At 70.0% G+C, this 25,374-nt stretch carries 21 protein-coding genes; 10 read left to right on the top strand and 11 right to left on the bottom strand.

Going from position 1 to position 25,374, the window contains the following annotated elements:
* Positions 1-20 precede the first annotated feature (20 nt).
* From INQ48_21150 to INQ48_21140, 3 genes are all read left to right on the top strand, one after another.
* Positions 21-1,193: an efflux RND transporter periplasmic adaptor subunit gene (locus tag INQ48_21150; protein QRF60829.1), complete on the top strand. Its 1,173-nt coding sequence runs from the start codon at positions 21-23 to the stop codon at positions 1,191-1,193.
* A gap of 10 nt (positions 1,194-1,203) precedes the next feature.
* Positions 1,204-4,278, top strand: coding sequence for an efflux RND transporter permease subunit (locus INQ48_21145; protein QRF55872.1), 3,075 nt, complete (start codon positions 1,204-1,206; stop codon positions 4,276-4,278).
* A 123-nt stretch (positions 4,279-4,401) separates the two neighbouring features.
* A complete protein-coding gene (locus INQ48_21140) occupies positions 4,402-5,367 on the top strand; it encodes a threo-3-hydroxy-L-aspartate ammonia-lyase (GenBank protein ID QRF55871.1) in 966 nt (321 codons plus the stop codon).
* Here INQ48_21140 and INQ48_21135 read toward each other — a convergent pair.
* From INQ48_21135 to INQ48_21120, 4 genes are all read right to left on the bottom strand, one after another.
* A complete protein-coding gene (locus INQ48_21135) occupies positions 5,364-6,086 on the bottom strand; it encodes a hypothetical protein (GenBank protein QRF55870.1) in 723 nt (240 codons plus the stop codon). The two genes, INQ48_21140 and INQ48_21135, sit on opposite strands and share 4 nt — an antisense overlap.
* Positions 6,086-6,739, bottom strand: coding sequence for an ABC transporter ATP-binding protein (locus INQ48_21130; protein QRF55869.1), 654 nt, complete (start codon positions 6,737-6,739; stop codon positions 6,086-6,088). Before INQ48_21130 ends, INQ48_21135 begins: the two co-directional genes overlap by 1 nt.
* Positions 6,736-7,710: a tRNA (adenosine(37)-N6)-dimethylallyltransferase MiaA gene (gene miaA / locus INQ48_21125; protein ID QRF55868.1), complete on the bottom strand. Its 975-nt coding sequence runs from the start codon at positions 7,708-7,710 to the stop codon at positions 6,736-6,738. The genes INQ48_21130 and miaA overlap by 4 nt, the downstream gene beginning before the upstream one ends.
* 178 nt (positions 7,711-7,888) lie before the next feature.
* Complete coding sequence (locus INQ48_21120) at positions 7,889-8,806, bottom strand: AraC family transcriptional regulator (GenBank protein ID QRF55867.1); 918 nt, start codon at positions 8,804-8,806, stop codon at positions 7,889-7,891.
* A gap of 241 nt (positions 8,807-9,047) precedes the next feature.
* On the opposite strand from INQ48_21120, the gene INQ48_21115 reads away from it, so the two are divergent.
* The 3 genes from INQ48_21115 to INQ48_21105 are packed head-to-tail and all read left to right on the top strand — an operon-like array spanning position 9,048 to position 12,132.
* Positions 9,048-9,365 carry a c-type cytochrome gene (locus tag INQ48_21115; GenBank protein QRF60828.1) on the top strand — a complete coding sequence of 106 codons (318 nt, stop codon included), beginning with the start codon at positions 9,048-9,050 and terminating at the stop codon, positions 9,363-9,365.
* Positions 9,366-9,401: 36 nt separating this feature from the next.
* Positions 9,402-9,875: a (2Fe-2S)-binding protein gene (locus tag INQ48_21110; protein QRF55866.1), complete on the top strand. Its 474-nt coding sequence runs from the start codon at positions 9,402-9,404 to the stop codon at positions 9,873-9,875.
* 10 nt (positions 9,876-9,885) lie between these two features.
* On the top strand, positions 9,886-12,132 hold the full coding sequence (locus INQ48_21105; protein ID QRF55865.1) for a xanthine dehydrogenase family protein molybdopterin-binding subunit: 2,247 nt from the start codon (positions 9,886-9,888) through the stop codon (positions 12,130-12,132).
* 122 nt (positions 12,133-12,254) lie between these two features.
* Here the strand turns inward: INQ48_21105 and INQ48_21100 are convergent, their stop codons facing one another.
* Together INQ48_21100 and mutL are read right to left on the bottom strand one after the other, a co-directional pair.
* Positions 12,255-13,223, bottom strand: a complete 969-nt coding sequence (locus INQ48_21100; GenBank protein QRF60827.1) for an alpha/beta fold hydrolase — start codon at positions 13,221-13,223, stop codon at positions 12,255-12,257.
* Positions 13,224-13,449: 226 nt separating this feature from the next.
* On the bottom strand, positions 13,450-15,378 hold the full coding sequence (gene mutL, locus INQ48_21095; protein ID QRF55864.1) for a DNA mismatch repair endonuclease MutL: 1,929 nt from the start codon (positions 15,376-15,378) through the stop codon (positions 13,450-13,452).
* 159 nt (positions 15,379-15,537) lie between these two features.
* On the opposite strand from mutL, the gene INQ48_21090 reads away from it, so the two are divergent.
* Positions 15,538-17,325 carry a dihydroxy-acid dehydratase family protein gene (locus INQ48_21090; protein ID QRF55863.1) on the top strand — a complete coding sequence of 596 codons (1,788 nt, stop codon included), beginning with the start codon at positions 15,538-15,540 and terminating at the stop codon, positions 17,323-17,325.
* A gap of 40 nt (positions 17,326-17,365) precedes the next feature.
* Entirely contained in the window at positions 17,366-18,718 is a 1,353-nt protein-coding gene (locus INQ48_21085; protein QRF55862.1) for an MFS transporter, read from the top strand.
* A 7-nt stretch (positions 18,719-18,725) separates the two neighbouring features.
* On the opposite strand, the gene INQ48_21080 is transcribed toward INQ48_21085, so the two are convergent.
* Together INQ48_21080 and INQ48_21075 are read right to left on the bottom strand one after the other, a co-directional pair.
* On the bottom strand, positions 18,726-19,664 hold the full coding sequence (locus tag INQ48_21080; protein QRF55861.1) for a LysR family transcriptional regulator: 939 nt from the start codon (positions 19,662-19,664) through the stop codon (positions 18,726-18,728).
* Between the two features lie 13 nt (positions 19,665-19,677).
* The gene (locus INQ48_21075) at positions 19,678-20,892 is read right to left on the bottom strand and encodes a dienelactone hydrolase family protein (GenBank protein ID QRF55860.1); all 1,215 of its coding nucleotides are present in this window, start codon (positions 20,890-20,892) and stop codon (positions 19,678-19,680) included.
* Between the two features lie 95 nt (positions 20,893-20,987).
* Here INQ48_21075 and INQ48_21070 point away from each other — a divergent pair, with 95 nt between their 5' ends.
* Positions 20,988-21,650 (top strand): DedA family protein, encoded by a 663-nt coding sequence (locus INQ48_21070; GenBank protein ID QRF55859.1) that lies wholly within the window; start codon positions 20,988-20,990, stop codon positions 21,648-21,650.
* Positions 21,651-21,733: 83 nt separating this feature from the next.
* On the opposite strand, the gene INQ48_21065 is transcribed toward INQ48_21070, so the two are convergent.
* The 3 genes from INQ48_21065 to tsaE form a co-directional block, all read right to left on the bottom strand.
* Positions 21,734-22,018 carry a glycine zipper 2TM domain-containing protein gene (locus tag INQ48_21065; GenBank protein ID QRF55858.1) on the bottom strand — a complete coding sequence of 95 codons (285 nt, stop codon included), beginning with the start codon at positions 22,016-22,018 and terminating at the stop codon, positions 21,734-21,736.
* Positions 22,019-22,198: 180 nt separating this feature from the next.
* Positions 22,199-23,797 carry an N-acetylmuramoyl-L-alanine amidase gene (locus INQ48_21060; protein ID QRF55857.1) on the bottom strand — a complete coding sequence of 533 codons (1,599 nt, stop codon included), beginning with the start codon at positions 23,795-23,797 and terminating at the stop codon, positions 22,199-22,201.
* Positions 23,794-24,282, bottom strand: a complete 489-nt coding sequence (gene tsaE, locus INQ48_21055; GenBank protein ID QRF55856.1) for a tRNA (adenosine(37)-N6)-threonylcarbamoyltransferase complex ATPase subunit type 1 TsaE — start codon at positions 24,280-24,282, stop codon at positions 23,794-23,796. The genes INQ48_21060 and tsaE overlap by 4 nt, the downstream gene beginning before the upstream one ends.
* Here tsaE and queG point away from each other — a divergent pair.
* Positions 24,268-25,341 carry a tRNA epoxyqueuosine(34) reductase QueG gene (gene queG / locus INQ48_21050; protein QRF60826.1) on the top strand — a complete coding sequence of 358 codons (1,074 nt, stop codon included), beginning with the start codon at positions 24,268-24,270 and terminating at the stop codon, positions 25,339-25,341. The genes tsaE and queG overlap by 15 nt on opposite strands.
* Positions 25,342-25,374 lie beyond the last annotated feature (33 nt).

The following is a 25,374-nucleotide window of genomic DNA, read 5'->3' as shown; positions in this document are numbered from 1 at the left end:
GCCTACCCATGACCCGGAGAATGATCATCATGATCGGCTGCGTGCTGCTGGTCGTTGCCGCGCTGGCGCTCGGCAAGTTCCTGCAGATCCGCGCGTTGATTGCCGCCGTGCCCAAGCCGGGCCCGCAGACCGTGTCGACGGTCGAGGTGCAGAAGCTGCAGTGGCAGTCGCAGTTCTCCGCGGTCGGCACGCTGAACCCGGTGCGCGGCGCAGACCTCGGCACCGAGGTGGCCGGCCTGGTGCGCCAGGTGCATTTCAAGTCCGGACAGGACGTGAAGGCCGGCGCGCTGCTGGTCGAACTCAACGCCGACTCCGACATCGCCCAGCTGCATGCGGCCGAGGCCGCCGCCGCGCAGGCCGCCACCGTGCTCAAGCGCGACCAGGCGCAGCTCGCGGTGCAGGCCGTGAGCCAGGCGCAGATCGATGCCGACACCAACGACCTCAAGGCCAAGCGCGCGCAGGTCGAGCAGCAGGCCGCCGTGGTGGCGAAGAAGTCGATCCGCGCGCCGTTCGCGGGCCGCCTGGGCATCACCACGCTGAACCCGGGCCAGTACGTGAACGCGGGCGATAAGCTGGTCACCCTGCAGACGTTGGACCCGATCTACGTCGACTTCACGCTGCCGCAGCAGCAGCTCGCCGGCCTCGCGGTCGGCCAGGTGGTGAACCTCGCGGTCGATGCCTTCGCCGGCCAGGCCTTCAGCGGCAGGATCAATGCGATCAGCCCCAAGGTGGATGCCGCCACGCGCAACGTGCAGGTGCAGGCGACCGTCTCGAACCCGAAGCAGCAACTGCTGCCGGGCATGTTCGCCACCGTGAAGATCGACATCGGCGGTGCGCGCGAACAGCTCACGCTGCCGTCCACCGCCGTCACCTACAACCCCTACGGCTCGACGGTGTTCGTGGTGAAGACGGCCGATGCCTTCAAGGCCGCGACCGCGCCCGCCGCTGGCGCATCGGGCGCCGCGCCGGCGGCCAACGCCAATGCGCCGAGCGGACAGCAGCTGGTCGCGCAGCAGGTCTTCGTCGAGACCGGTCCGACGCGCGGCGACCAGATCGCCATCGTCAAGGGCCTGGAGGCCGGCCAGGTGGTGGTGAGCAGCGGGCAGAACAAGCTGAAGAACGGCACGCCGGTGAAGGTCGACAACAGCGTCCAGCCGACCAACAACCCGAACCCGACGCCGCAGGAAAAGTGAGGCCGCTCGCATGAACTTCACCGACATCTTCATCCGCCGGCCCGTGCTGGCGATGGTGGTGAGCCTGCTGATCGTGGTGCTGGGGCTGCGCGCGCTGGCCGGCCTGCCGGTCAACCAGTACCCGAAGACCGAGAACGGTGTGGTCACCATCAGCACCGCCTACTACGGTGCCGACGCCGCCACGGTCGCGGGCTTCATCACGCAGCCGCTCGAGGCCGCCGTGTCGCAGGCCCAGGGCATCGACTACCTGTCGTCCTCGAGCAGCCTGGGCGTGTCGACCATCACCGCCACCCTGCGGCTGAACTACGACTCGAACCGCGCGCTGACCGAGATCAACACCCAGGTCAACTCGGTGCGCAACCAGCTGCCGCCGCAGGCGCAGCAGCCGGTGCTGACGGTGGCCACCGGCCAGACCACCGATGCCATGTACATCGGCTTCTACAGCGACACGCTGCCCAACAACAACGTCACCGACTTCCTGGTGCGCGTGGTGCAGCCCAAGCTCAATGCCATTCCCGGCGTGCAGACCGCCGAGATCCTGGGCGCGCGCACCTTCGCGCTGCGCGCCTGGCTCGACGCGCAGAAGATGGCCGCCTACGGCGTGACGGCGACCGACGTGAGCGCCGCGCTGGCCGCCAACAACTACCTCGCCGCCGTCGGCCAGAGCAAGGGCCAGATGGTGAGCGTGCCGCTCACCGCGGGCACCTCGCTGCACAGCGTGGACGAGTTCAAGCAGCTGTCCATCAAGAGCAGCAACGGCGCCATCGTGCGGCTGCAGGACGTGGCCAACGTGACGCTGGGTTCCGAGAACTACGACTTCAACGTCGCCTTCAACGGCGTGCGCTCGGTGTTCATCGGCATCAAGGTCGCGCCCGAGGCCAACATCCTCGACGTGGCCAAGCAGGTGCGCACCACCTTTCCCGAGCTGCAGGCCCAGCTGCCCAGCGGGCTGACCGGCAAGATCGTCTACGACTCCACCGACTTCATCAACACCTCGATCAGCGAGGTGATCAAGACGCTGGTCGAGGCGCTGCTGATCGTGACGGTGGTGATCTATCTGTTCCTGGGCAGCCTGCGCGCGGTGCTGGTGCCGGTGATCGCGATGCCGCTGTCGCTGATCGGCACCTTCTTCGTGATGCTGGCGCTGGGCTACTCGATCAACCTGCTCACCTTGCTGGCGTTGGTGCTGGCGATCGGGCTGGTGGTGGACGACGCCATCATCGTAGTGGAAAACGTCGACCGCCACATGCGCGAGGGCAAGACGCCGATGCAGGCGGCCCTGCTCGCGGCGCGCGAGCTCGGCGGGCCCATCCTCGCGATGACCGTGGTGCTGGTGGCGGTGTACGTGCCCATCGGCTTCCAGGGCGGGCTGACCGGCTCGCTGTTCACCGAGTTCGCGTTCACGCTCGCGGGCGCCGTGGTGGTGTCGGGCGTGGTCGCGCTGACGCTGTCGCCGATGATGTGCTCGCGCATCTTCAAGCCCGAGCAGGACAGCGGCAAGTTCGCGTCGAAGATCGAGCACGTCTTCGAGCGCGTGCACCACCGCTACGAGCTGATCCTGCGCGGCGTGCTGCGCACCTGGCCGGTGATGATCGTGATGGGGGTGATCCTCATCGGCCTCTTGTTCGTGATGTTCAAGATGTCGAAGTCCGAGCTGGCGCCCGAGGAGGACCAGGGCATCGTGCTGTCGCAGGTGGTGGGCGCGCCCACGGCCACCATCACGCAGATGCAGACCTATGCCGACCAGATCTTCAAGGTCGCGCACGACACGCCCGAGTACGCGCAGCTGTTCCAGCTGACCGGCGTGCCGAGCACCAATGCCGGCATCGCCGGCGTGCTGCTCAAGCCCTGGGACCAGCGCACGCGCAGCGCGCACGAGATCCAGGCCGACCTGCAGCAGCGCTGGAACGGCATCGCCGGTGCCAAGGTGGTGGCCTTCCAGTTCCCGGCGCTGCCGGGCGCCTCGGGGCTGCCGGTGCAGTTCGTGATCAAGACCACCGAGCCGTTCGAGAACCTCAACACGCTCGCGCAGCAGATCATGGACAAGGCGCGCGCCGAAGGAAAGTTCTACTACATCGACGCCGACCTGAAGATCGACCTGCCGCAGGCCACCGTGGTGGTCGACCGCGACAAGATCGCCTCGCTCGGCATCACGCAGCAGGACGTGGGCAACGCGCTGGGCGCCGCGCTCGGCGGCGGCTACGTCAACTACTTCTCGATCTCGGGCCGCTCCTACAAGGTGATCCCGCAGGTGCAGCAGGTGGACCGGCTCAACCCCTCGGACGTGCTGAACTTCTACATCAAGACGCCCAACGGCGTGGTGCCGGCCAGCACGGTCGCGAGCCTGAAGTACAGCGTGCAGCCGCAGACGGTGAACCACTTCCAGCAGCTCAACTCCGTGACCATCCAGGGCGTGCCCAGCGGCACGCAGGGCGAGACGCTCGAGTACCTGCGCGGCGTGGTGCAGCAGCTCGCGCCCAGCGGCTACACGGTCGACTACGCGGGCCAGTCGCGCCAGTTCGTGCAGGAGTCGGGCAACTTCGCCATCACCTTCGTGTTCGCGCTGATCATCGTGTTCCTCGCGCTGGCGGCGCAGTTCGAGAGCTTCCGCGATCCGATCGTGATCCTAGTGTCGGTGCCGCTGGCGCTGTTCGGCGCCATGATCTTCATCTTCTGGGGCTTCGCCTCGATGAACATCTACACGCAGGTCGGGCTGGTCACGCTGATGGGCCTCATCAGCAAGCACGGCATCCTGATCGTGGAGGTGGCGAACCGGCTGCAGAAGCAGGGCCTGAGCAAGCTCGACGCCATCGTCGAGGCCTCGGGCACGCGGCTGCGCCCGATCCTGATGACGACGGCCGCCATGGTGTTCGGCGTGCTGCCGCTGGTGATCGCCTCGGGCGCGGGCGCGGCGGGCCGCAAGGCGATGGGCATCGTGATCTTCAGCGGGCTGTCGATCGGCACGCTGTTCACGCTGTTCGTGGTGCCGGCGATGTACCTGTTCATCGCGGCGCGGCACCAGAAGGAAGAAACCGGCCAGGCCGACGCGGTTGCGTCGCCGGGGCAGGTGGCGCCCGAGGCCTGAGCCGGCGCCCGTGCAACAGATGCAGAGCCCGCGGTCGAGAAGACCGCGGGCTTCTTTTTTGGGGCGGCCTTCTCGTGCCCGCGGCCTTGCCCGCGCGCTTTCAACTGCGCGACACTTAGGCCCATGCAACTCCCCACCTACGACGACGTCACCGCCGCGGCCGCGCGGCTCGAAGGCCATGCCCACCGCACGCCGGTGCTGCGATCCAGCACCGCCGATGCCCGCTGGGGCGCCCAGTTCTTCTTCAAGTGCGAGAACTTCCAGCGCATGGGCGCGTTCAAGTTCCGCGGCGCGTTCAATGCCTTGTCGAAGTTCGACGCCGAGCAGCGCAAGGGCGGCGTGATCGCCTTCTCGTCGGGCAACCATGCGCAGGCGATCGCGCTGGCCGCGCGCCTGTTGTCGATGCCCGCGGTGATCGTGATGCCCAAGGACGCGCCGGCCGCCAAGCTCGCGGCCACGCGCGGCTACGGTGCCGAGGTGGTGCAGTACGACCGCTTCACCGAGGACCGCGAGGCGCTGACGCGCCGGCTCGCCACCGAGCGCGGCATGACGCTGATCCCGCCCTACGACCATCCCGACGTGCTCAGCGGCCAGGGCACGGCCGTGAAGGAATTGATCGAGGAAACGGGCCCGCTCGACCACCTGTTCGTCTGCCTCGGCGGCGGCGGGCTGCTGTCGGGCTCGGCCCTGTCGGCGCGCGCGCTCGCGCCCGGCTGCAAGGTCTACGGCGTCGAGCCAGAGGCCGGCAACGACGGCCAGCAGTCGTTCCGCGCGGGCCGCATCGTGCACATCGACACGCCCAAGACCATCGCCGACGGCGCGCAGACGCAGCACCTGGGCGAGTACACCTTCGGCATCATCCGGCGCGACGTCGACGACATCTTCACCGTGAGCGATGCGCAGCTGGTGGAGGCGATGCGCTTCTTCGCCGAGCGCATGAAGATGGTGGTCGAGCCCACGGGCTGCCTCGCGTTCGCGGCCGCTTGCGCGGCGGGCCCGCTGATCGCGGGCCAGCGCGTGGGCGTGCTGATCAGCGGCGGCAACGTGGACCTGGGGCGTTACGCGGCGCTGCTCGGCGGCACCGCCTAGGGTCGGCGCCAGACGATGCGGCTCGCGTTCTCGCCGCACTCGAGCAACTGCCGGTAGGCCGGCGCATCGAAGCCCGGCAGCTCGAACAGCCAGGCCTCGAAGCGCGCGAAGCCGCCGGCCAGCGTGGTGACCGCCATCAGCGGCTGCGTTCCGTCGCGCTGCGCGCAGGGCTCGATCCACACGCGCGGCAGGCCCTCGGCCAGGGTCTGCGAGCGCACCGCGATCGCATCGATGGCCGCGAGCTCGACACGGGTCTGCACGCTGCCCTGGCGCACCAGCATCAGCGCGTCGCTGCCGAGCGCGATGCGCGCGCCGTCGTAGGGCGATTGCGACGGGGCCGCCGACCCCTTGCCGCGCAACGCGCCGCGCGACTGCTGGAAGGCGCGCAGCGAGCGGCTGCCGAAGATGTAGGCCGTGCCCACCGCATAGAAGACGGCCTGGAAGCCGATGAAGGCGATCGTCGCCGGGCCCACGCCGTTGGCGTTGCGTGTGGAAACCAAGGTCCAGAGCGCGAAGGCGCTGGCGACGGCCGCGACTGCGCTGATCGCGCCCCAGAGCCAGGCCGCCGCGCGGCTGCCGCGCAGCGCGGCCAGGAATACGAGCGCATACACGGCCAGCCGGATGCCGATCATCGAACTGGGCCGCGCGGCCACCTGCCACAGCTCGGTGGCGACATAGATCGCCGCGATCGCGGCCAGCGGCCAGGGCGCGCGCGCCATCAGCCGACGCGGATGCCCGCGGCCGTGAGATGCAGCAGCCGGTCGGCGCGCGCGGCCGCGCTCTCCGAATGCGTGACCAGCACCAGCGAGGCGCCATGTTCGCGCGTCTGCGCGATCAGCAGATCCATGACCTTGGCGGCGGTTGAGGGATCGAGGTTGCCCGTGGGCTCGTCGGCCAGCAGCAGCGCGGGCCGGTGAATCAGCGCGCGCGCGATCGCCACGCGCTGCAGCTGGCCGCCCGAGAGCGTCTGCGGCAGCCGCGCGCCCATGCCCGGCAGGCCCACGGCCTCGAGCATGCGCGCGATGCGCGAATCGTCGCGGCGCTCGCCGAGCAGCATCAGCGGCAGCGCGACGTTCTGCGCCACGTCGAGGTGCGGCAGCACGTGGAAGGCCTGGAACACGAAGCCCACGTGGCGCCGGCGCCAGAGCGCGCAGGCCTCGGCGTCGAGCGCGCCGATGTCGGTGCCGTCGTGCACCACGCTGCCGGTGTCCCAGCGGTCGAGGCCGGCCATGCAGTTGAGCAGCGTGGACTTGCCGACGCCCGATTCGCCGACGATGGCGACGAACTCGCCGGGCTCTATCGCGAGGCTGACGTGCTCGAACACCGGCGCCTGGCCGTAGTGCTTGCCCAGGTCGGAGAGGCGCAGGGTCATGGGATAAGCGTGGGCGCGATGAGGTGCACCGCCGACGGCAGCGCGTCGGGCGCGTCGCAGGCGATCACGGTGCGGTGGGGCATGCCGCGCAGCCAGGTGACCTGGCGCTTGGCGAGCTGGCGCGTGGCGGCGATGCCGCGTTCGCGCAGGTCCTGCAGGGCGGCGGCAGCGGGCGGGTCGGCGACGTCGAGGGTCTCCCAGGCCTGCCGGTAGCCCACGCAGCGCATCGAGGGCAGCTCGGGCGAGAGGTCGCCGCGCGCGCGCAGCGCACGCACCTCGTCGAGGAAGCCCGCGGCCAGCATGGCGTCGAAGCGCTGCGCGATGCGCGCATGCAGCCAGGCGCGGTCGGCGGGCTCGAGCGAGAACAGTCGGCCGCCTTCGACGCCGCGCGTGGACTTGCTGTCGCTGCCATGGAAGTGCGACAGCGGCTGGCCGCTGCTCTCGTAGACCTCGAGCGCGCGCTGGATGCGCTGGCTGTCCTGCGGCGCGAGCCGCGCGGCCGTGACCGGATCGACCTGCGCGAGCCGCGCATGCATCGCGGGCCAGCCGCGTTCGGCGGCCTCGGCATCGATGCGCGCGCGCACCGCGGCATCGGCCGCGGGCATCGCGTCGATGCCGTCGAACAGCGCCTTGAAGTACAGCATCGTGCCGCCGACCAGCAGCGGCATCGCGCCGCGCGCGCGGATCTCGTCGATCAGCCGCGCCGCATCGGCCACGAAGGCCGCGGCGCTGTAGCTCTCGCGCGCGTCGAGGATGTCGATCAGGTGGTGCGGCGCCGCGCGCAGCTCGTCGGCGCTCGGCTTGGCGGTGCCGATGTCCATGCCGCGGTAGACCAGCGCCGAGTCGACGCTGACGATCTCCACCGGGTGTTCGCGCGCGATTGCCAGCGCGACGGCGGTCTTGCCCGAGGCGGTGGGGCCGGCGAGGGCGATGAAGCGCGGTGGATCGGGGAGAGAGGAAAAGGGACCCATGAAGGGGTCGAGCGTAGCAAATAGAGGGGGACGAAGACGGGGAGCGGACTTCCGGACGCAGAGGACGCGAAGGTCTCGCGAAGGACGCAAAAGGAATGCAAGGAGATTTTTCGAATTTCTCTTTCGCGCTCTTCGCGAAACCTTCGCGTCCTCTGCGTCCGGCTGTTGTGTTTCTATATCAACTCGTCTCGCGCATGCGCCGTATGTCGCGCAGCGGCGGTGCCCCGAACAGCCGCGCATATTCGCGGCTGAACTGCGAGGCGCTCTCGTAGCCCACGCGCACGCCCGCGGTGCCGGCGTCGATGCCCTGGTTCAGCATCAGCTGCCGCGCCTCCTGCAGCCGCAGCTGCTTGAGGTACTGCATCGGGCTCATGCCCGCCACGGCGCGGAAGTGCTGGCGGAAGGTCGAGGGGCTCATGTTCGCGGAGGCCGCCAGTTCGTCGGCCAGCACGTTGCGCGTGAAGTTGAGCTTGAGCCAGGCCATGCTCTGCGCCACCTGCTGGCTTGGCGAGCCGATCGCCACCAGGCGCTGCAGCTGCGGGCCGTGGCGGCCCGCGAGCAGCCGCACCATGATCTCGCGCTGCAGCAGCGGTGCGAGCTGCGGGATCAGCCGCGGCTCGGCGAGCAGGTCGACCAGCCGCGTCACCGCGCCGAGCAGCGTGGGGTCGAGGTCGCCGAGCGACATGGCGCGCTGGTTGCCGTCGCGGGGCGGCGCGGGCAGCGCCATCTCGGCGGCCAGTTGCACGACCGCGCGCGGATCGAGCTGCAGCGCCAGACCGACGAAGGGTTGCGCCGCGCTGGCGCGGGTGATGTGCGAGACCACGGGCAGGTCGGCCGTGGTCAGCAGCGACTGGCCCGCCGCGTAGTCGAACACCTCGCCGCCGAGCGCCACCCGCTTCTGCCCGCTGACCGTGATGCCCAGGCCGAAGCCGTAGAGGCAGTGCAGCGGCGCGGTCGCGGCGCTGCGGCGGTGCAGCGAGAGCGCAGGAATGGCCGTGAGGTAGTCGCCGTCGGCATGCGCGGTGCGCGCCACGGCGCGTTGCAGGTCGTCGAGCACGGCCGGGGAATCCAGCCGCGCGGGCTCGGCGAGGTCCATCTGGATCCTTTCGAAGTACAGGTCGCGAAAAGTCTAGCCCGCCGCTTTCGCGCGGCGCGCATTTCCGTCGCAGTCTCGGTGTTTCAGGCAAGAACGCGAGCGAATCAGGCAAACGCGCGGCCGGTCTACGCCCCACACTCGCCGGCGGTGGGCCAGCGGCGCTGCGGCGTCGCGCGCCACGGGCCCGCCGTCGAATCAGGCAACCCTCCTTTCCACGATGAACACAGAAAAGATCACCTCCATCGCAGCACCGCTCGTGCTGGCCCTGGCCGTCGGCGCCGGCGCGCTGTGGCCGCTGCAGGCCGATGCCAGCCTCGCGCTGGCCCAGAAGTACGCCTGCGTCGCCTGCCATCAACCCGCCACCAAGGTGGTGGGCCCGTCCTGGAAGGACATTGGCGCGAAGTACGGCGACGGCAAGGGCACGGCCGCGCAGCTCGCGGCCAGCATCAAGGCCGGCAGCTCGGGCAAATGGGGCCCGATGCCGATGCCGCCGCAGGCCCAGGTGCCCGACGCCGACCTGCAGGCGCTCGCGCAATGGCTGCTCGACGGCGCCAAGTGAATCCCGTCCCCCACCCACCCACGGAGAAAACAAGCAATGACTGCGCTCCACGTCAATGGCCGTGACCACACGGTCGATGCCGACCCCGGCACGCCCATCCTCTGGGCCCTGCGCGACACGCTGGGCATGACCGGCACCAAGTTCGGCTGCGGCGCCGCGCTGTGCGGCGCCTGCACCGTGCACCTCGACGGCCAGGCGATCCGCTCGTGCATCACGCCGATCGCCGCCGCCGACGGCAAGAAGATCACCACCATCGAACGCATGACCGACGGCAGCGACCGCGTCGGCGCCGCCGTGCACGCCGCCTGGGTGCGGCACGACGTCGCGCAGTGCGGTTACTGCCAGAGCGGCCAGATCATGAGCGCGACCGCCTTCCTGCAGTCGCTGCCCGCGGGCAAGCAGCCCAGCGCCGACGAGATCGACTCGGCCATGGCCGGCAACATCTGTCGATGCGGCACCTATGCGCGCATCCGCGCGGCCGTGGCCGATGCAGCCCGCAACCTCGCCTGAAGGAAAAGCCATGCTGCCCCACATCGACTACCACGACCTGCCGCGTTCGCTGCAACGCCTGATGGCCCGCCCCGCGGCCGACGAGCCCGCCGCGCTGCCGCGGCGCAGCTTCCTCAAGATCGTCGGCGCGAGCGGTTTCGCGCTCGGCACCTTCCCGCACCTGGCCCTGGCGCAGGCCGGCGCCGCGGCTCCCGCCGCTGGCGGCCTCAAACCGACCCAGCAGCCGCTGGCCTTCGTGCAGATCGCGCCCAACGGCGAGGTCATGGTGACCATCAACCGGCTCGAGTTCGGCCAGGGCGTGCAGACCGGCCTGCCGATGATCCTGGCCGAGGAGCTCGACGCCGACTGGGCGCTGGTGCGCAGCCGCAGCGGCACCAACGACGCCGCCTATGCCGACCCCTTCTTCGGCATGCACCTGACCGGCGGCTCGAACACCATCAAGAACAGCTTCGTGCAGTACCGCGAGCTCGGCGCGCGCGCCCGCGCCATGCTGCTGTCGGCCGCGGCGGCGCGCTGGAAGGTCGATGCCTCCACCCTGCGCACGCAGGCCGGCACGGTGCTCGGCCCGGGCGGGCGCAAGGCGAGCTATGGCGAACTGGCCGAGGCGGCGATGGCGCTGCCGGTGCCCGAGAAGGTGGTGCTCAAGGACCCGAAGGACTTCCGCATCATCGGCCGCCCGACCCAGCGCCTGGATGCGGCCGCCAAGAGCAGCGGCCGGCAGGACTTCGGCATCGACGTGAAACACCCGGGCCAGCTCACGGCGGTGGTGGCCCATCCGCCGGTGTTCGGTGCCCGCCTGGCGTCGGTCGACGACAGCGCCGCGCGCGCCGTCAAGGGCGTGAAGGCCGTCGTGCGCATTCCGCTCGACCGCGGCGCCGAGGGCGTGGCCGTGGTGGCCGACGGCTACTGGCCCGCCAAGCTGGGTCGCGACGCGCTCAAGCTGCAATGGGACACGGCGGCGGTCGAGAAGGTCGACTCCGACAAGCAACTGGCCCAGTACCGCGAACTGGCCGACCGCCCCGGCAACCGCAAGTTCGACGCCGACATGGCGCCGCTGGCCAGCGCGCCGCGCAAGCTCGAGGCCGAGTTCGTGTTTCCCTACCTGGCGCACGCGCCGATGGAGCCGCTGAACTGCACCGTGAAGCTGTCGGACGGGCGCGCCGAGCTGTGGGTCGGCACCCAGTCCGCCGACCTCGACGGCTTCGCCGCGGCGCGCGCGCTGAAGCTCGAGCCCGCGCAGGTGAAGGTCAACGTGCAGATGGCGGGCGGCGGCTTCGGCCGGCGCTTCGTGAGCACCAGCGACTTCGTGGTCGAGGCCTGCGAGATCGCCAAGGCCACGCGCGCCGCCGGCCTCGACGTGCCGGTGCGGCTGCTGTGGAGCCGCGAGGACGACATCAAGGGCGGCTACTACCGGCCCATGCACCTGCATCGCGCGCGCATCGGCTTCGACGAGCGCGGCACGATCCTCGCCTGGGACCACGTCATCGTGGGCCAGTCCATCACCGCGGGCACGGTGTTCGCCGGCGCCATGGTGAAGGACGGTATCGACGCCACGGCGGTCGAGGGCATGCGCGATCCCTATCCGCTGCCGATGCGCCTGACGGTGCACCATCCGCAGCTCAACGTGCCGGTGCTGTGGTGGCGCAGCGTGGGCTCGACCCACACCGCCTTCGTGATGGAGACGCTGATCGACGAGATCGCGCGCAGCACGAAGCAGGACCCGGTGGCCTACCGCATGCAGCTGTTCGGCGACAAGCATCCGCGCCATCGCGCCGCGCTGCAGCTGGCGGTCGACAAGAGCGGTTACGGCAAGAAGAAGCTCGCGGACGGCCGCGCCTGGGGCGTGGCGGTGCACGAGTCCTTCGAATCGGTGGTCGCCTATGTGGTGGAAGCCTCGGTCAAGGACGGCCAGCCGGTGCTGCACCGCGCGACCAGCGGCGTGCACTGCAACCTGGCCGTGAATCCGCGCAGCGTGGAAGCGCAGGTGCAGGGCGCGGCCGTGATGGGGCTGTCGACCTGCCTGCCGGGCAGCGCGATCACCCTGAAGGACGGCGTGGTGCAGCAGGGCAACTTCGGCGACTTCACGGTGGCGCGCATCACGCAGGTGCCGGAGTTCGACATCCACATCGTGCCGAGCGCCGATGCGCCCAAGGGAATGGGGGAGCCGGGCCTGCCGCCGCTGGCACCCGCGTTCGCCAATGCCGTGGCGCAGTTGACGGGCAAGCCGCTGCGGCGGCTGCCGTTCGACCTGGCCTGAGGGGCTGGCGGTCGATCAGCCGGAACCGTTCTGGCCGAGCCTGTCGAAGCCTCGCGCAGCGCTTCGCCGTTCGGCGGGGCTCGCGACAGGCCAGGCTCGGCGTGAACGGGGATGGGTGGGTGTCAGATTGCCGCAGGCGCGGCGCTCGCGGGCGCCTGTCCGCGCACGTCCTGCTGCGACACCGCGGGCGGCAGCGCCGGCGAGGGCGGCGACAGCTTGGGCTGGTTGCGCGCCACCATGTTGTCGGGCTTCATGCGGAACAGCTGCGTGAGTGCCGCGCGGTACTGGGCTTCGCCGACCGAGTTGGTGTTGTGGTGCGAGCCGCCTTCCACCAGCACGAAGAGCTTGGGCACGGTGGCCGCGTCGTAGAGCTTGCGGCCCAGCGTCGGGTTGATCAGGCTGTCGGCGGTGCCGTGCACCACCAGCAGCGGCGCGCCGATGTCCTTGACCTTGTCGATCGCCTCGAAGCGCTGGGTGATGAAGGGACGGAAGGGCAGCCAGCCCCACTTGAAGCTGCCGACCACGTCGGCGATCGAGGTGAAGGTGCTCTCGACGATGGTGCCGCTCTCGTCGTTCACGCGCGCGGCCAGATCGATGCCGATGGCGCCGCCCAGCGAGTGGCCGAAGATGTAGCGGTGCTGGCGCGGATGGCGCGCGGCCAGCCAGGTCCAGGCGGCGCGGGCATCCTCGCGCGCCGACTCTTCCGAGGGCAGGCCCTTGGAGCTCTTGCCGAAGCCGCGGTAGTCGATGGCCAGCACCGAGAAGCCGAGCTCGTGCATGCGCTGGATGCGCGGGGCCGAGCCCGCCACGTTGTAGCGCGCGCCGTGCAGGTACAGCAGCACCGGCGTTTCGGTGGTCTCGGGCTCGCCGCCGAGCCACAGGCCGTGCAGGCGCGCGGGTTCGCCCGTGATGGACGACTGGAAGTCGATCCACACGTCCTGCATGCCCTGGGCCATGGTGGCGGTGTTGCCCCAGCTGCGGTCGCTGGGCTGGAAGATCCATTCACGCTGCTGCTCGTCGAAGGTCGAGCAGCCGGCGGCAAGAATGGCGCAAAGCGATAGGACTGACGCGAGGAGGGTCCAGCGTTTCATCATGGGAATGAGGGACAGCGATGCCGGCGAAAAAGTTCATCTGCCTGCTGCCGAAACACGCCGACGTGCATTTCGACACCTCCCTGACCAGCGCCTTTGCGGCGTCTTGGCGAACTCACCATGCAACGTGCGTGCCCGCCATGCGGATGACGGCTCCAAACCCGGAAAAACCCTCAAAAAGCCGCCAATTGACGGCTTTTGGGACGGCTTTTCGCGCGGATTCGGCTCAGCGGCCGCGCATGAACAGGGCGTCGAGCTCCCGGATCGACAGCTGGCGCCAGGTCGGACGGCCGTGGTTGCACTGGTCCGAACGCTCGGTTGCCTCCATCTGGCGTAACAAGGCGTTCATCTCGTCGAGCGTGAGCTTGCGGTTGGCGCGCACCGCGCCGTGGCATGCCATGGTCGACAGCAGCTCGTTCTGGGCCCGCTGCACCACGGTGCTCGCGTCGTGCTGCGACAGCTCGGCCAGCACGCTGCGCGCGAGCTCGACCGGATCGCCGTCGGCCAGGGTGCCGGGCACCGCGCGCACCGCCAGGGTGCGCGGCGAGAAGGGCGTGATCTCCAGGCCCAGCGTCGCGAGCACGGCGGTGCAGGCCTCGGCCGTGGCCACTTCCTGCGGCGTGGCGGCGAAGGTGGCGGGGATCAGCAGCGGCTGGCTCGAGATGGCGGCGCCGTCGAGCTGGGTCTTCAGGCGCTCGTAGACGATGCGCTCGTGGGCCGCGTGCATGTCGACCACGATCAGGCCCTGGCTGTTCTCGGCCAGGATGTAGATGCCCTGCAGCTGGGCCAGCGCGCGGCCCAGCGGCCAGGCTTCGTCGTTGTGGGCCAGCGCCTGGGGCTCGGCCGCGAGGCCCGCGGGAGCCTGGAACGGCGCGGCCGGGGCCTGGGTGCCGAAGTCGGCGGCCGGCGCCGCGCCGACGCCGGAATCGGACAGCACGGGCCAGTGGGCCGCGGAGGGTTCGGGCGCCAGCAGGGTTTCGCTGGCACGCCGCGGCCACATGGCCTCGAAATCGCCGGCGCCGCGCTCGGCGGCCCTGAAATTGATGGCGGGCTGCGACCACGAGCCGGTCGTGACCGGCGACACCGGCTTGAAGAAGGGCTGCTGCGCCTGGGCCGCCTGCGCGGCGTCGCCGGCGCGCGGCGCGGCCAGCGCGTTCTCGACCGCATGGCGCACCGCCTGGTGCACCTCGCGGCCGTCGCGGAAGCGCACCTCGATCTTGGTCGGGTGCACGTTCACGTCGACGCGCGCGGGGTCGATCTCGAGGTAGAGCACGTAGACCGGCTGGCGCTGGCCATGCAGCACGTCCTCGTAGGCGCTGCGCACCGCGTGCGACAGCACCTTGTCGCGCACGAAGCGGCCGTTGACGTAGAAGAACTGGTGGTCGGCGCGCGAGCGCGCGGCATCGGGAATGCCGGCGCGGCCGGCCACGCGCACCGGTCCGCCGACGTGCTCGACGACGACGCTCTGCGCCACGAAATCCTCGCTGAGCGCATCGCCCAGGCGCTGTTCGCGCTGCTCGCTGGCGCGCCACTGCTCGACCAGCTTGCCGTCGTGCCAGACCGAGAAACCCACATCGGGCCGCGCCAGCGCATGGCGGCGCACCGCCTCGATGCAGTGGGCGAGCTCGGTGGCATCGGTCTTGAGGAACTTGCGCCGCGCCGGGGTCGCGAAGAACAGCTCGCGCACCTCGACCGTGGTGCCGCGCGAACGCGCCACCGGGCGCAGCTCGCCGGTGCGGCCGTCGAGCGACCAGGCGCCGTCGGCACCCACCGCGCGCGACTGCAGGCTCAGCTCGGCGATCGCGTTGATGGCGGCCAGCGCCTCGCCGCGAAAGCCCATGGTGCCGACCGTCTCGAGGTCATTGAGGCTCGCGATCTTGCTGGTGGCATGGCGCCGCAGCGCCACCACGAGTTCCTCGCGCGGAATGCCCAGGCCGTCGTCCTCGATCGAGATCAGCCGCACGCCCCCGGACGCCAGCCGCACCGTGACCTGCGTCGCGCCCGCGTCGAGCGCGTTGTCGAGCAGCTCGCGCACCACCGAGGCCGGGCGCTCGACCACCTCGCCCGCGGCGATCTGGCTGATCAGCTCATCGGGGAGTTCGCGGATCGGGCGGCGTTCGGCGGGGGGGAGGGAGGAGGTGGGAAGGGCGCTCACCGGGCCATTCTAGAAGCCGCGTCGGCGCCGGGCCGACAGGCGGGGCATGGGTGTATTTGGAGCGCTTATACAGCCTCGCAACCGATCTCATTGGCGCTCGCGCGGCGCGCTCCCTAAGCTCCGCCGCACCACGAGAACGCCCTTCGAGAAAGACCTCCCATGACCCCCCGCCCCCTCCGTTCCGCCGCCTGGTTCGACAACCCCGAGCACAGCGAACTCTCGGTGCTCCACCTGGCCTGGTACCTCAACTACGGGCTGACGCGCGAGGAGCTGCAGTCCGGCCGGCCCATCATCGCGATCGCGCAGAGCGGCTCCGACCTGACGCCGTGCAACCGGCACCACCGCGAGCTCGCGCAGCGCGTGCGCGACGGCATCCGCGAGATGGGCGGCATCGCGATGGAATTCCCGATGCACCCGATCCAGGAGAACGGCCGCCGGCCCACGGCCGCGCTCGACCGCAACCTGGCCTACCTGGGCCTGGTCGAGACGCTGACCGGCTACCCGATCGACGGCGTGGTGCTGACCACCGGCTGCGACAAGACCACCCCGGCCGCGCTGATGGCCGCGGCCACTGCGAACATCCCGGCCATCGTGCTGTCGGGCGGGCCGATGCTCAACGGCTGGCACGACGGGCAGCGCACCGGCACCGGCACCACGCTGTTCAAGGCGCGCGAGCTGTTCGCCAAGGGCAGCATCGACTTTCCGGGCTACATCGACCTGGTGGGCTCCACCGTGCCCTCGATCGGCCACTGCAACGTGATGGGCACGGCCTCGACCATGAACGCGCTGGCCGAGGCGCTGGGCATGAGCCTGCCGGGCTGCGCCGCCATTCCGGCGCCGTACCGCGAGCGCGGGCAGATGGCCTACGAGACCGGGCGGCGCATCGTGCAGATGGTGCGCGAGGACCTCAAGCCCTCGGACATCCTCACGCGCGCGGCCTTCGAGAACGCGATCGTCGTCAACTCGGCGATCGGCGGCTCGACCAACGCGCCGATCCACCTGATCGCGATCGCCAAGCACGCGGGCGTGGACCTGGTCATACAGGATTGGGAGAGCGTGGGGCTCGACGTGCCGCTGCTGCTCGACATGCAGCCGGCCGGCAAGTACCTGGGCGAGGAGTTCTACCGCGCCGGCGGCGTGCCGGCCGTGGTGGCCGAGCTGCATCGCCACGGCCTGATCCGCGAGGGCGCGCTCACGGTCACGGGCCGCACGCTGGCGCAGAACTGCGCGCAGGCGCCGGTGAAGGACGCCGACGTGATCCGCCCCTTCGAGGCGCCGCTGCGACAGAACGCCGGCTTCCTCGTGATGTCGGGCAACCTGTTCGACAGCGCGATCATGAAGACCAGCGTGATCTCGGACGAGTTCAGGGCGCGCTACCTGAGCGCGCCCGGCGACCCCGATGCCTTCGTCGGCCGCGCGATCGTGTTCGACGGCCCCGAGGACTACGAGCGCCGCATCGAGGACCCGGCGCTCGACATCGACGCCTCCTGCATCCTGTTCATGCGCGGCGTGGGGCCGATCGGGCACCCGGGCTCGTCGGAGGTGGTGAACATGCGCGCGCCCGCGCACCTGCTCAAGAGCGGCGTCTCGGCGCTGCCCTGCATCGGCGACGGCCGGCAGTCGGGCACCTCGGGCTCGCCCTCGATCCTCAATGCCTCGCCCGAGGCCGCGGCGGGCGCGGGCCTGGCGCTGCTGCGCACCGGCGACCGCGTGCGCGTGGACCTCGAGGCGCGTCGCGTCGACATGCTCGTGGACGACGAGGAACTGCGCTCCCGCGCGCGCCAGCTCGAGGCCGCGGGCGGCTATCCGATCCCCGCGAGCCAGACGCCGTGGCAGGAGATCCAGCGCGCGATGGTCGACACGCTGTCCGAGGGCATGGTGCTCAAGCCGGCCGTCAAGTACCAGCGCGTGGCGCAGACCGCGGGGATTCCGCGGCGCAACCACTAGCGCCAGAGAACCCCACCAAGAACACAAGGAGACAACGACGATGAATCCCTACAGCCCCCTGGTCGGCGCCGCCGTCCACAAGGCGCGCTGGCGCCTGCTGCCGATGCTGGTCCTCATGTACATCATGTCGATCCTCGACCGCGTCAACGTCGGCTTCGCGAAGCACGCGCTGCAGATCGACACCGGCCTCAGCGACGCCGCCTTCGCGCTCGGCGCCGGCATCTTCTTCGTGAGCTATGCCATCTTCGAGGTGCCGAGCAACGTGATCATGACGCGCGTCGGCCCGCGCATCTGGCTCAGCCGGATCATGGTGAGCTGGGGCCTGGTGGCCTCGGCCATGATGTTCGCGACCACCGAGACCTCGTTCTACCTGCTGCGCTTTTTGCTCGGCATCGCCGAGGCCGGCTTCTATCCGGGCGTGCTGCTCACGCTGACCTACTGGTTCCCGGCCAGGGTGCGGGCGCAGGCCAACGGCATCCTGCTGTTCGGCTTCGCGGGCGCGCTGGTCATCGGCGGGCCGGTGTCGGGCGCGCTGCTCGAGATGCACGGCATCGGCGGGCTCAAGGGCTGGGAGTGGATGTTCCTGATCGAGGGCGCGATGGCGGTGGTGGTCGGCATCTGGGCCTTCTTCGTGATCGTCGACCGGCCGCATGCCGCGAAGTGGCTCGCGCCCGCGGAGCAGGACGCGCTGCAGGCCGTGCTCGACCAGGAGGCGGCGCAGAAGGCGGCCGGCAGCCCGCAGACCGTGATGCAGACCTTGCGCAACCCGAAGGTGATGTTCTTCGCGCTGAACTTCTTCATCGTGCAGATCGCGGCCTATGGCCTGATCTTCTACCTGCCGAGCCAGGTGTCGCAGATCCTCGGCCAGAAGATCGGGCTGATGGTGGGTTTCGTCACCAGCATCCCGTGGCTGCTGGCGCTGTTCGTCGTCTTCTTCGTCACGCGCTGGTCGGACCGGCACCACGAGCGGCGACGCCTCACGGTGGCCTCGCTCTACACGGTGTTCGGCGTGTGCGTCTGCCTGTCGGCGCACGGTTCGCCGATCTTCGCGATCGCCGCGCTGTCGATCGGCGCCTCGACCTGGCTGTCGGGCACGCCGATCTTCTTCGCCTTCCTGTCGGAGCGCCTGTCGGGCCTGGGCATCGCCGCCGGCATCGCGTTGGTGAACTCCATCGGCAACCTCGGCGGCTTCGTGGCGCCGAGCCTGCGCACCTATGTCGAACAGAACCATGGCGGCTCGGCCGCCGGCCTCTACACGCTGGGCGGCGCGGCGCTGCTCGCGGCCCTGATGCTGGCGCTGATGCCCAGAGGCTGGCGCACGGTGGCCGCCGCGCCGCGCGAGGCCGCGCGGTCCGGCGCGGCGCTCGAAGGCTCGGCGCTGCCGCGCGCCTGAGGCCGGGTCAGAGCGTGAGCCGCCAGGCGCGCGCGAGCGCCTGCATCGCACAGTCGACCTCGGGGCGCCGCAGCGCGCCCGCGAGGCAGACGAAGCGCAGGTCGCTCTCGATGCCGACCTGGTCGGCGATCACCAGCCCCTCGCGCTGGCTGGCGCGCAGCGCCACCGCGTCGCGCGCCAGCGAGATGCCCACGCCCGCGCGCACCAGCGCGAGCATCGACGACTCCTGGTCGGCCTGCGCCGCCTTCTTCAGCACCAGCCCGCGCGCCTGCAGCATCGGCGCCAGCAGCCGCGAGTGCGAGGAGGTCGCCGGCGCCAGCACCCAGGGCAGGCAGCTCAGGTCGGGCCAGTCGCGCCCCATCACCTGCGGCCCCCAGCCCGGCGGGCCGATCACCTGGTAGCTGAAGCGCGTGAGCACGCTCGAATGGAAGGCCTTGCCCTCGCTGCGGCGCGAGGCCGAGCTGGCCTGCGGCAGGTCGCTCGCGTCGGGATCGCCGAGGTAGAAGCCGACGTCGACCTCCTTGTTCAGCAGCTTCGCGAGCACCTCGCCGCTGGTGCCGTGGTGCAGCTCGGTCTCGAGCTCGGGCGCCAGCGTCACCAGCTCCCTGAGCAGGCCGCTCAGGCGCGTGAACTCGGGGTCGAGGATGGTGCCGATGCGCAGCGCGCCGCGCACGCCGCCCTTCATGCGCTCGGCGGCGATCGCGAAATCGTTGAGCCCCTCGAGCGCGTGTTCCGCGTGGTTCAGCAGCGCCGCGCCGTCGCGCGTCAGCAGCAGGCCGGTGGGCGTGCGCTGGAACAGCTCGAGCTCGACCAGCGCGCCGAGCTCCTTGAGCTGCAGGCTGACCGCCGGCTGCGTGAGGAAGAGGCGCTGCGCGCCCCTGGACACCGATCCCTCGCGCGCGACGGCCACGAAGGCCTGCAGCAGCCGCGGGTCGATCTTCTTCATGCGGCGCGCGTGTTCAGGGCATCAGCGTGTTCGACGGCAGGGTCTCGTCGAGCAGCTTGCGTGCCGTCTCGATGCCGGCCACCGGCAGCAGCTTCGGATCGAGCAGGCCCACCTGCACCAGCACGCTGGCCTGGTCCCAGTAGATGTGCTCGTGGTAGAGCTTGTCGCCGCGGAACTTGATGACCGCGAGCAGCGGCACCTCGACGCGCCGGCCCGTGGGCGCCACGCCCGGCAGCATCCACGGGATCTCGGTGGTGTGGGTGAAGGTGAACAGCAGCTCGTCGACCACCTGCGTCGCGCCGACCGTGCGCGAGATCGAGGTCAGCGCGGTGTCGGGCGGATTGCTGTTGACGAAGTGGTGGGTATAGAAGGCATGCAGGTTCTTGTAGCCCACGCCGCCGGTCATGGTCGGGATGTGGTTGACGTAGGGCTCGGCCACCATGGTCGACATGGTGTCGTCGACGTTGCGCGTGCCGAACTCGTACTCGCAGTGCTTGTCCCACAGCGCCGAGAGGTCGTAGTGCGGGCCGATCGCAGACTTGAGCGCGGCGATGCTGCGCTCGTGCGCCATCAGCGCCGAGGGCTTGTGGAAGTGGTCGCCGCCCGCGCGCGCGAAGGCGTGGTCGACGCCCGGATAGACGTGCAGCGAAACCTTGGGATGGCCCTGGAGCGTCTGCACGATGCGCTCGCGCGCCTCGGGCGGGCAGAACTTGTCAAGCTCGGCCACGTGCAGCAGCAGCGGTTTCTTGATGTTCTTCGCTTCCTCGAGCGCCGCGTCGATGCCCACGCCGTAGTAGCCCACCGACACGTCGGCATCGGTGCGGCAGGCCGCGAGGTAGGCCAGCTTGCCGCCGAGGCAGAAGCCCAGCACGCCGGCCCGGCGCTCGACCACCTCGGGCCGGTCGCGCAGCACGTCGAGCGCGGCCTGGATGTCCTCCATGCCCTTGGCCTCGTCGAAGCCGCCGTAGAACTTGAAGGCCTGCTGCCAGTCGGCCTCGCTGTAGCCCAGTTCCACGTCGGGCTGCTGGCGCCAGAACAGGTCGGGCACCAGCGCCACGTAGCCTTCTTCCGCGTAGTAGTCGGCCACGTCGCGCATGGTCTTGTTCACGCCGAAGATCTCCTGCGCGATCACCAGGCCGGGCCCGTGGCCCGAGGCCGGCACGGCGAGGTAGCCGCGGAAGCTGCCGCTGCCGTCTTTGGCGGCGAGCTGGATGTATTGACCTGTCATGGGTGTCTCCAAGGTGGGGATGGGTGTTCTGCAGGCGCGTTCGCGGCCTGGGGTCTTCGATCGAGGGGCGGACGCTGCAAGGATAATCCGCCCCCATGGAAATCATCAGCTTTCTCGTCGACTTCATCCTGCATGTCGACAAGCACCTCGAGGCCTTCGTCATCGCCTACGGTCCCTGGGTCTACGCGCTCCTGTTCCTGATCGTGTTCGTCGAGACCGGGGTGGTGGTGATGCCCTTCCTGCCTGGCGATTCGCTGCTGTTCATCGTGGGCGCGCTGTGCGGCGTGGGGCTGATGAGCTTTCCGATCGCCTGCACCTTGCTGGTGATCGCGGCGATCCTCGGCGACCAGTGCAACTACAGCATCGGCCGCTACTTCGGGCCCAAGGTGTTCCAGTGGGAGAGTTCGCGCTTCTTCAACCGCAAGGCCTTCGACCAGGCCCATGCCTTCTACGAACGCTACGGCGGCATCACCATCGTGCTCGCGCGCTTCATGCCCTTCATCCGCACCTTCGCGCCCTTCGTGGCCGGCGTGGCCGAGATGAGCCGCGCCAAGTTCAGCATGTTCAACGTCGGCGGCGCGCTGCTGTGGGTGCTCGGCATCGCGACCGCGGGCTACTTCTTCGGCAACCTGCCGCTGGTGCGCCAGCATCTGGACAAGATCATCTGGGCGCTGATCTTCGTGCCGGGCCTGCTCGCGATCTTCGGCGCCTGGCGCGCGGCGCGGGCCGAGAAGGCGCGTGCGCAACAGGGCGCCTGAGGCCGCGCCCGCCCACGAAAAAAAGAGCGCCCCGCGGGGCGCTCTTTTCTTTGGTGCAGCACGGGTGCCAGGCACCCGGACGGTCAGTAGGTCGGGCCGTTGCGCGGGTAGTAGTTGCCCTGCGGATAACGCTGCTGGTTGTAGTAGTTGCGTTCGTCGGCATTGCGGCCGACCTGGTTGCCGATGATGCCGCCGATGGCGGCACCACCCACGGTGCTGGCGGTGTTGCCGCCGATCGCATTGCCGACTAGCGCGCCGCCGACCGCGCCGACACCCGTGCCCAGGTTCTGGTTCGGGCCCGACGCGCAGCCCGCCAGTGCCATCACCGAGGTGGCCGCCGCAGCGGCAATCCAGATGCGTGCTTTCATGATGTCCACCTTTCTGTTTAAAAAATCGATGGAGTGATCTTCTGCAGAACGGTGTTCCACCCCATGTAGGAGCCCGCCGCGCCTGCCTGTGCGGGGCGCCGGGCCGCGGCGTGGGAAGGGGAGCCTGCGCGGGGTCGGCGCTGCCCACGCCGCCCTCTGAAAACCGGCCCGCGGGCCGGCTCAGAGCTGCCGGCTGCGCGCCAGCGGCGGGTTCTGCGCGAAATAGCGCTGGATGCCGCGCATCAGCGCGTCGGCCAGGTCTTCCTGGTACTGCACGCGGCGCAGGTTGGCTTCTTCCTCGGGGTTGCTGATGAAGGCCGTCTCGACCAGCACGCTCGGGATGTCGGGCGCCTTGAGCACCGCGAAGCCGGCCTGTTCGACCTGACCCTTGTGCAGTCGCGCGCCGATACCCTTGATCTCGCCGAGCATCGCGCCGCCGAGCTTGAGGCTGTCGTTGATCTGCGCGGTGGTGCTCATGTCGAGCAGCGCGCGCTGCACCTGCGCCTCGTGGTTGCCGACGTTCACGCCGCCGACCTTGTCGGCGTCGTTCTCCTTGTTGGCGAGCCAGCGCGCGGCGCTGCTCGAGGCGCCGCTCTGGCTCAGCGCGAACACGCTGGCGCCGCGCGCGGCCGGCGTGGTGAAGGCGTCGGCGTGGATGCTCACGAACAGGTCGGCCTGCACGCGTCGCGCCTTCTGCACGCGCACGCCCAGCGGCACGAAGAAGTCGGCATCGCGCGTGAGGAAGGCGCGCATCGGGTTGCCGTTGATGCTGCTGGCGTTGATGCGGTCGCGCAGGCGGAACGCGACCTGCAACACGATGTCCTTTTCGCGCGTGCCGGCCGGGCCGATGGCGCCGGGGTCCTCGCCGCCATGGCCGGGATCGAGCGCGACGATGATGATGCGGTCGGTGCGGCTGGTGGTGGCACCGCCGCGCGCGACCGCCACCGGCGGCGGCGGCGGCGGAGCCACGGGACGAGGCGCGGCCGCGGGCGGGCTCGGCGGCATCGGCAGCGGGCGGTTCTCCGCGACCACCGGCGGCGGCGTCGCGGGACCGGGCCGCATCGACTGCTGCGCCATGAGATCGCCCAGCGGATCCTGTACGGGAGGCGGCGCGGTTGCGACGACGGGTGGGCGCACGGGCGGAGCGACCGGCGTGGGCGCTGGGCGCGGGGCGGGCACGTTGGGCGATGGCCGCACGAGGATCGGCGGCCCGCCGTCGGGTGCCAGGCCCGAGGGCGGCGTCGCGGGCGGCGGCACCGCGGGGGCGCTGGCCACCGAGGTGTCGTTGCTGCCGCTGGTGCGCGGGGCGTCGCGCAGGCGCTCGGTGATCAGCGCCTCCATCGGGTCGATGGCCTTCTCGGGATAGAGGTCGAGCACCAGCCGGTGCTTGTAGGCGGCGATGGGCGCCAGCGAGAACACCTGCGGCGCCACGGTCTGCTTGAGGTCGAACACGATGCGCACCACCTTCGGTGCGTTCTGTCCCACGCGCAGGCCGTTGATGTAGGGATCGCCGGGCTTGATCTTGCCGACCAGCTCGCGCAGTTCGCTGCTGAGGTCGATGCCCTCGATGTCGACCGCGAGCCGCGGCGGGTTGCCGACCACGAGCTGTTGCGAATGCAGGCGCACGTCGGACTCGATGGTCACGCGCGTGTAGTCGGCCGCGGGCCAGACGCGCACCGCGAGGATGCTGGCGCCGCGCGCGATCTGATGGACGCCGAGCACCAGCGCGAGGCTGCCGCCCTGCAGCAGCACGCGCCGCTTGAGGCCGCCCGCCTTCATGCGGCGGCGTGGGACAGCAGGTCGCCGCCGCGAGGTGTGTTCGCCAGGAGTTTCACGCTGCGTGTGTCGTCGGTCATTGCTTCGATTTTAATAGCTAGGTCCGCAATTGGAGTGCGCCCCGCCGCGTTTTCGGGCCATTCCGCCAGCTTGAGGCCCGGGCCCGCGAAGATGTCGCGGAAGCCCGCGTCCTCCCATTCGCGCGGATCGCTGAAGCGGTAGAAGTCGAAGTGGAAGATCGCGAGGCCGTCGGGCGCCTCGTGCGGCTCGACCACCGCATAGGTCGGGCTCTTGATGCGCCCCGTGATCCCGAGCGCGCGCAGCAGGTGCCGCACGAAAGTGGTCTTGCCGGCCCCGAGGTCGCCGTGCAGTTCGACGAAGGCATCGCGCAGGGCGGGAGAGGCCGCGAGCGAGCGAGCGAAGGCCTCGGTGTCGGCCTCGTCGCGCCAGCGCATTTCTACAATCGGCAAGTGATCGTCAGCAGCCATCCACTCGTTGTGCGTATTCAGGCCTTGGCCCGGGAACTCGGATTCTCCCAAATCGGAATCGCGGGCGTCGATCTGTCGAGCGCCGAGGACGGTCTGATGCAATGGCTGGCCCATGGGTTCCATGGCGAGATGGATTACATGGCGGCGCATGGCACGCGGCGCGCGCGGCCCGCCGAGCTGGTGCCCGGCACCGTGAGCGTGATCACCGCGCGCATGGACTACCTGCCGCGCGACACCGATCCCGACTGGCAGGCGATCGAGTTCGAACGCCTGCGCCGACCCGGCGAGGCCATCGTCTCGGTCTATGCGCGCGGCCGCGACTACCACAAGGTGCTGCGCAACCGGCTCGCGAAACTGGCCGAGCGCATCGCGCTGGAAGTCGGGCCTTTCGGGCATCGCGCCTTCACCGATTCGGCGCCGGTGCTCGAGGCCGAGCTGGCCTCGCGCAGCGGGCAGGGCTGGCGCGGCAAGCACACGCTGGTGCTCGATCGGAACGCGGGCTCGATGTTCTTTCTCGGCGAGATCTACGTCGACATGGTGCTGCCCGAGAGCGAGCCGGTGAGCTCGCACTGCGGCAGCTGCAGCGCCTGCATCGACGTGTGCCCGACGCAGGCGATCGTGGCGCCGCGGCGGCTCGATGCGCGGCGGTGCATCTCCTACCTCACGATCGAGCATGGCGGGGCGATCCCGGTCGAGCTGCGCACGTCGATGGGCAACCGGATCTATGGCTGCGATGACTGCCAGTTGATCTGTCCGTGGAACAAGTTCGCCAAGAAGAGTTCGCTGGCGGACTTCGATGCGAGGGACGGGTTGACGGGGCGTACTTTGGCCGAGTTGTTTGCGTGGACCGAGGAAGAGTTCCTGCGCAGGACCGAGGGGAGTCCGATTCGGCGGATCGGCCATGAGCGGTGGCTGCGGAACATCGCGGTGGCCCTGGGGAATGCGCTGAGGGCTGGCGAGGAGGGGGCTCGCGAGGCCCTGGTGTCCCGCAAGGACGGCGCCAGTGCCTTGGTTCGGGAGCACGTGGAGTGGGCCTTGGGGGCCGTTGCTCCCGAGTAGGTTCTTTCTTTGGAGTGGCCGGCTGCGCTCGGC

This window comes from Variovorax paradoxus (assembly GCA_016806145.1).
GTDB lineage: Bacteria > Pseudomonadota > Gammaproteobacteria > Burkholderiales > Burkholderiaceae_C > Variovorax.
The sequence above is the reverse complement of the archived record's forward strand: the minus strand, read 5'-3'. Positions and strand labels throughout refer to the sequence as shown.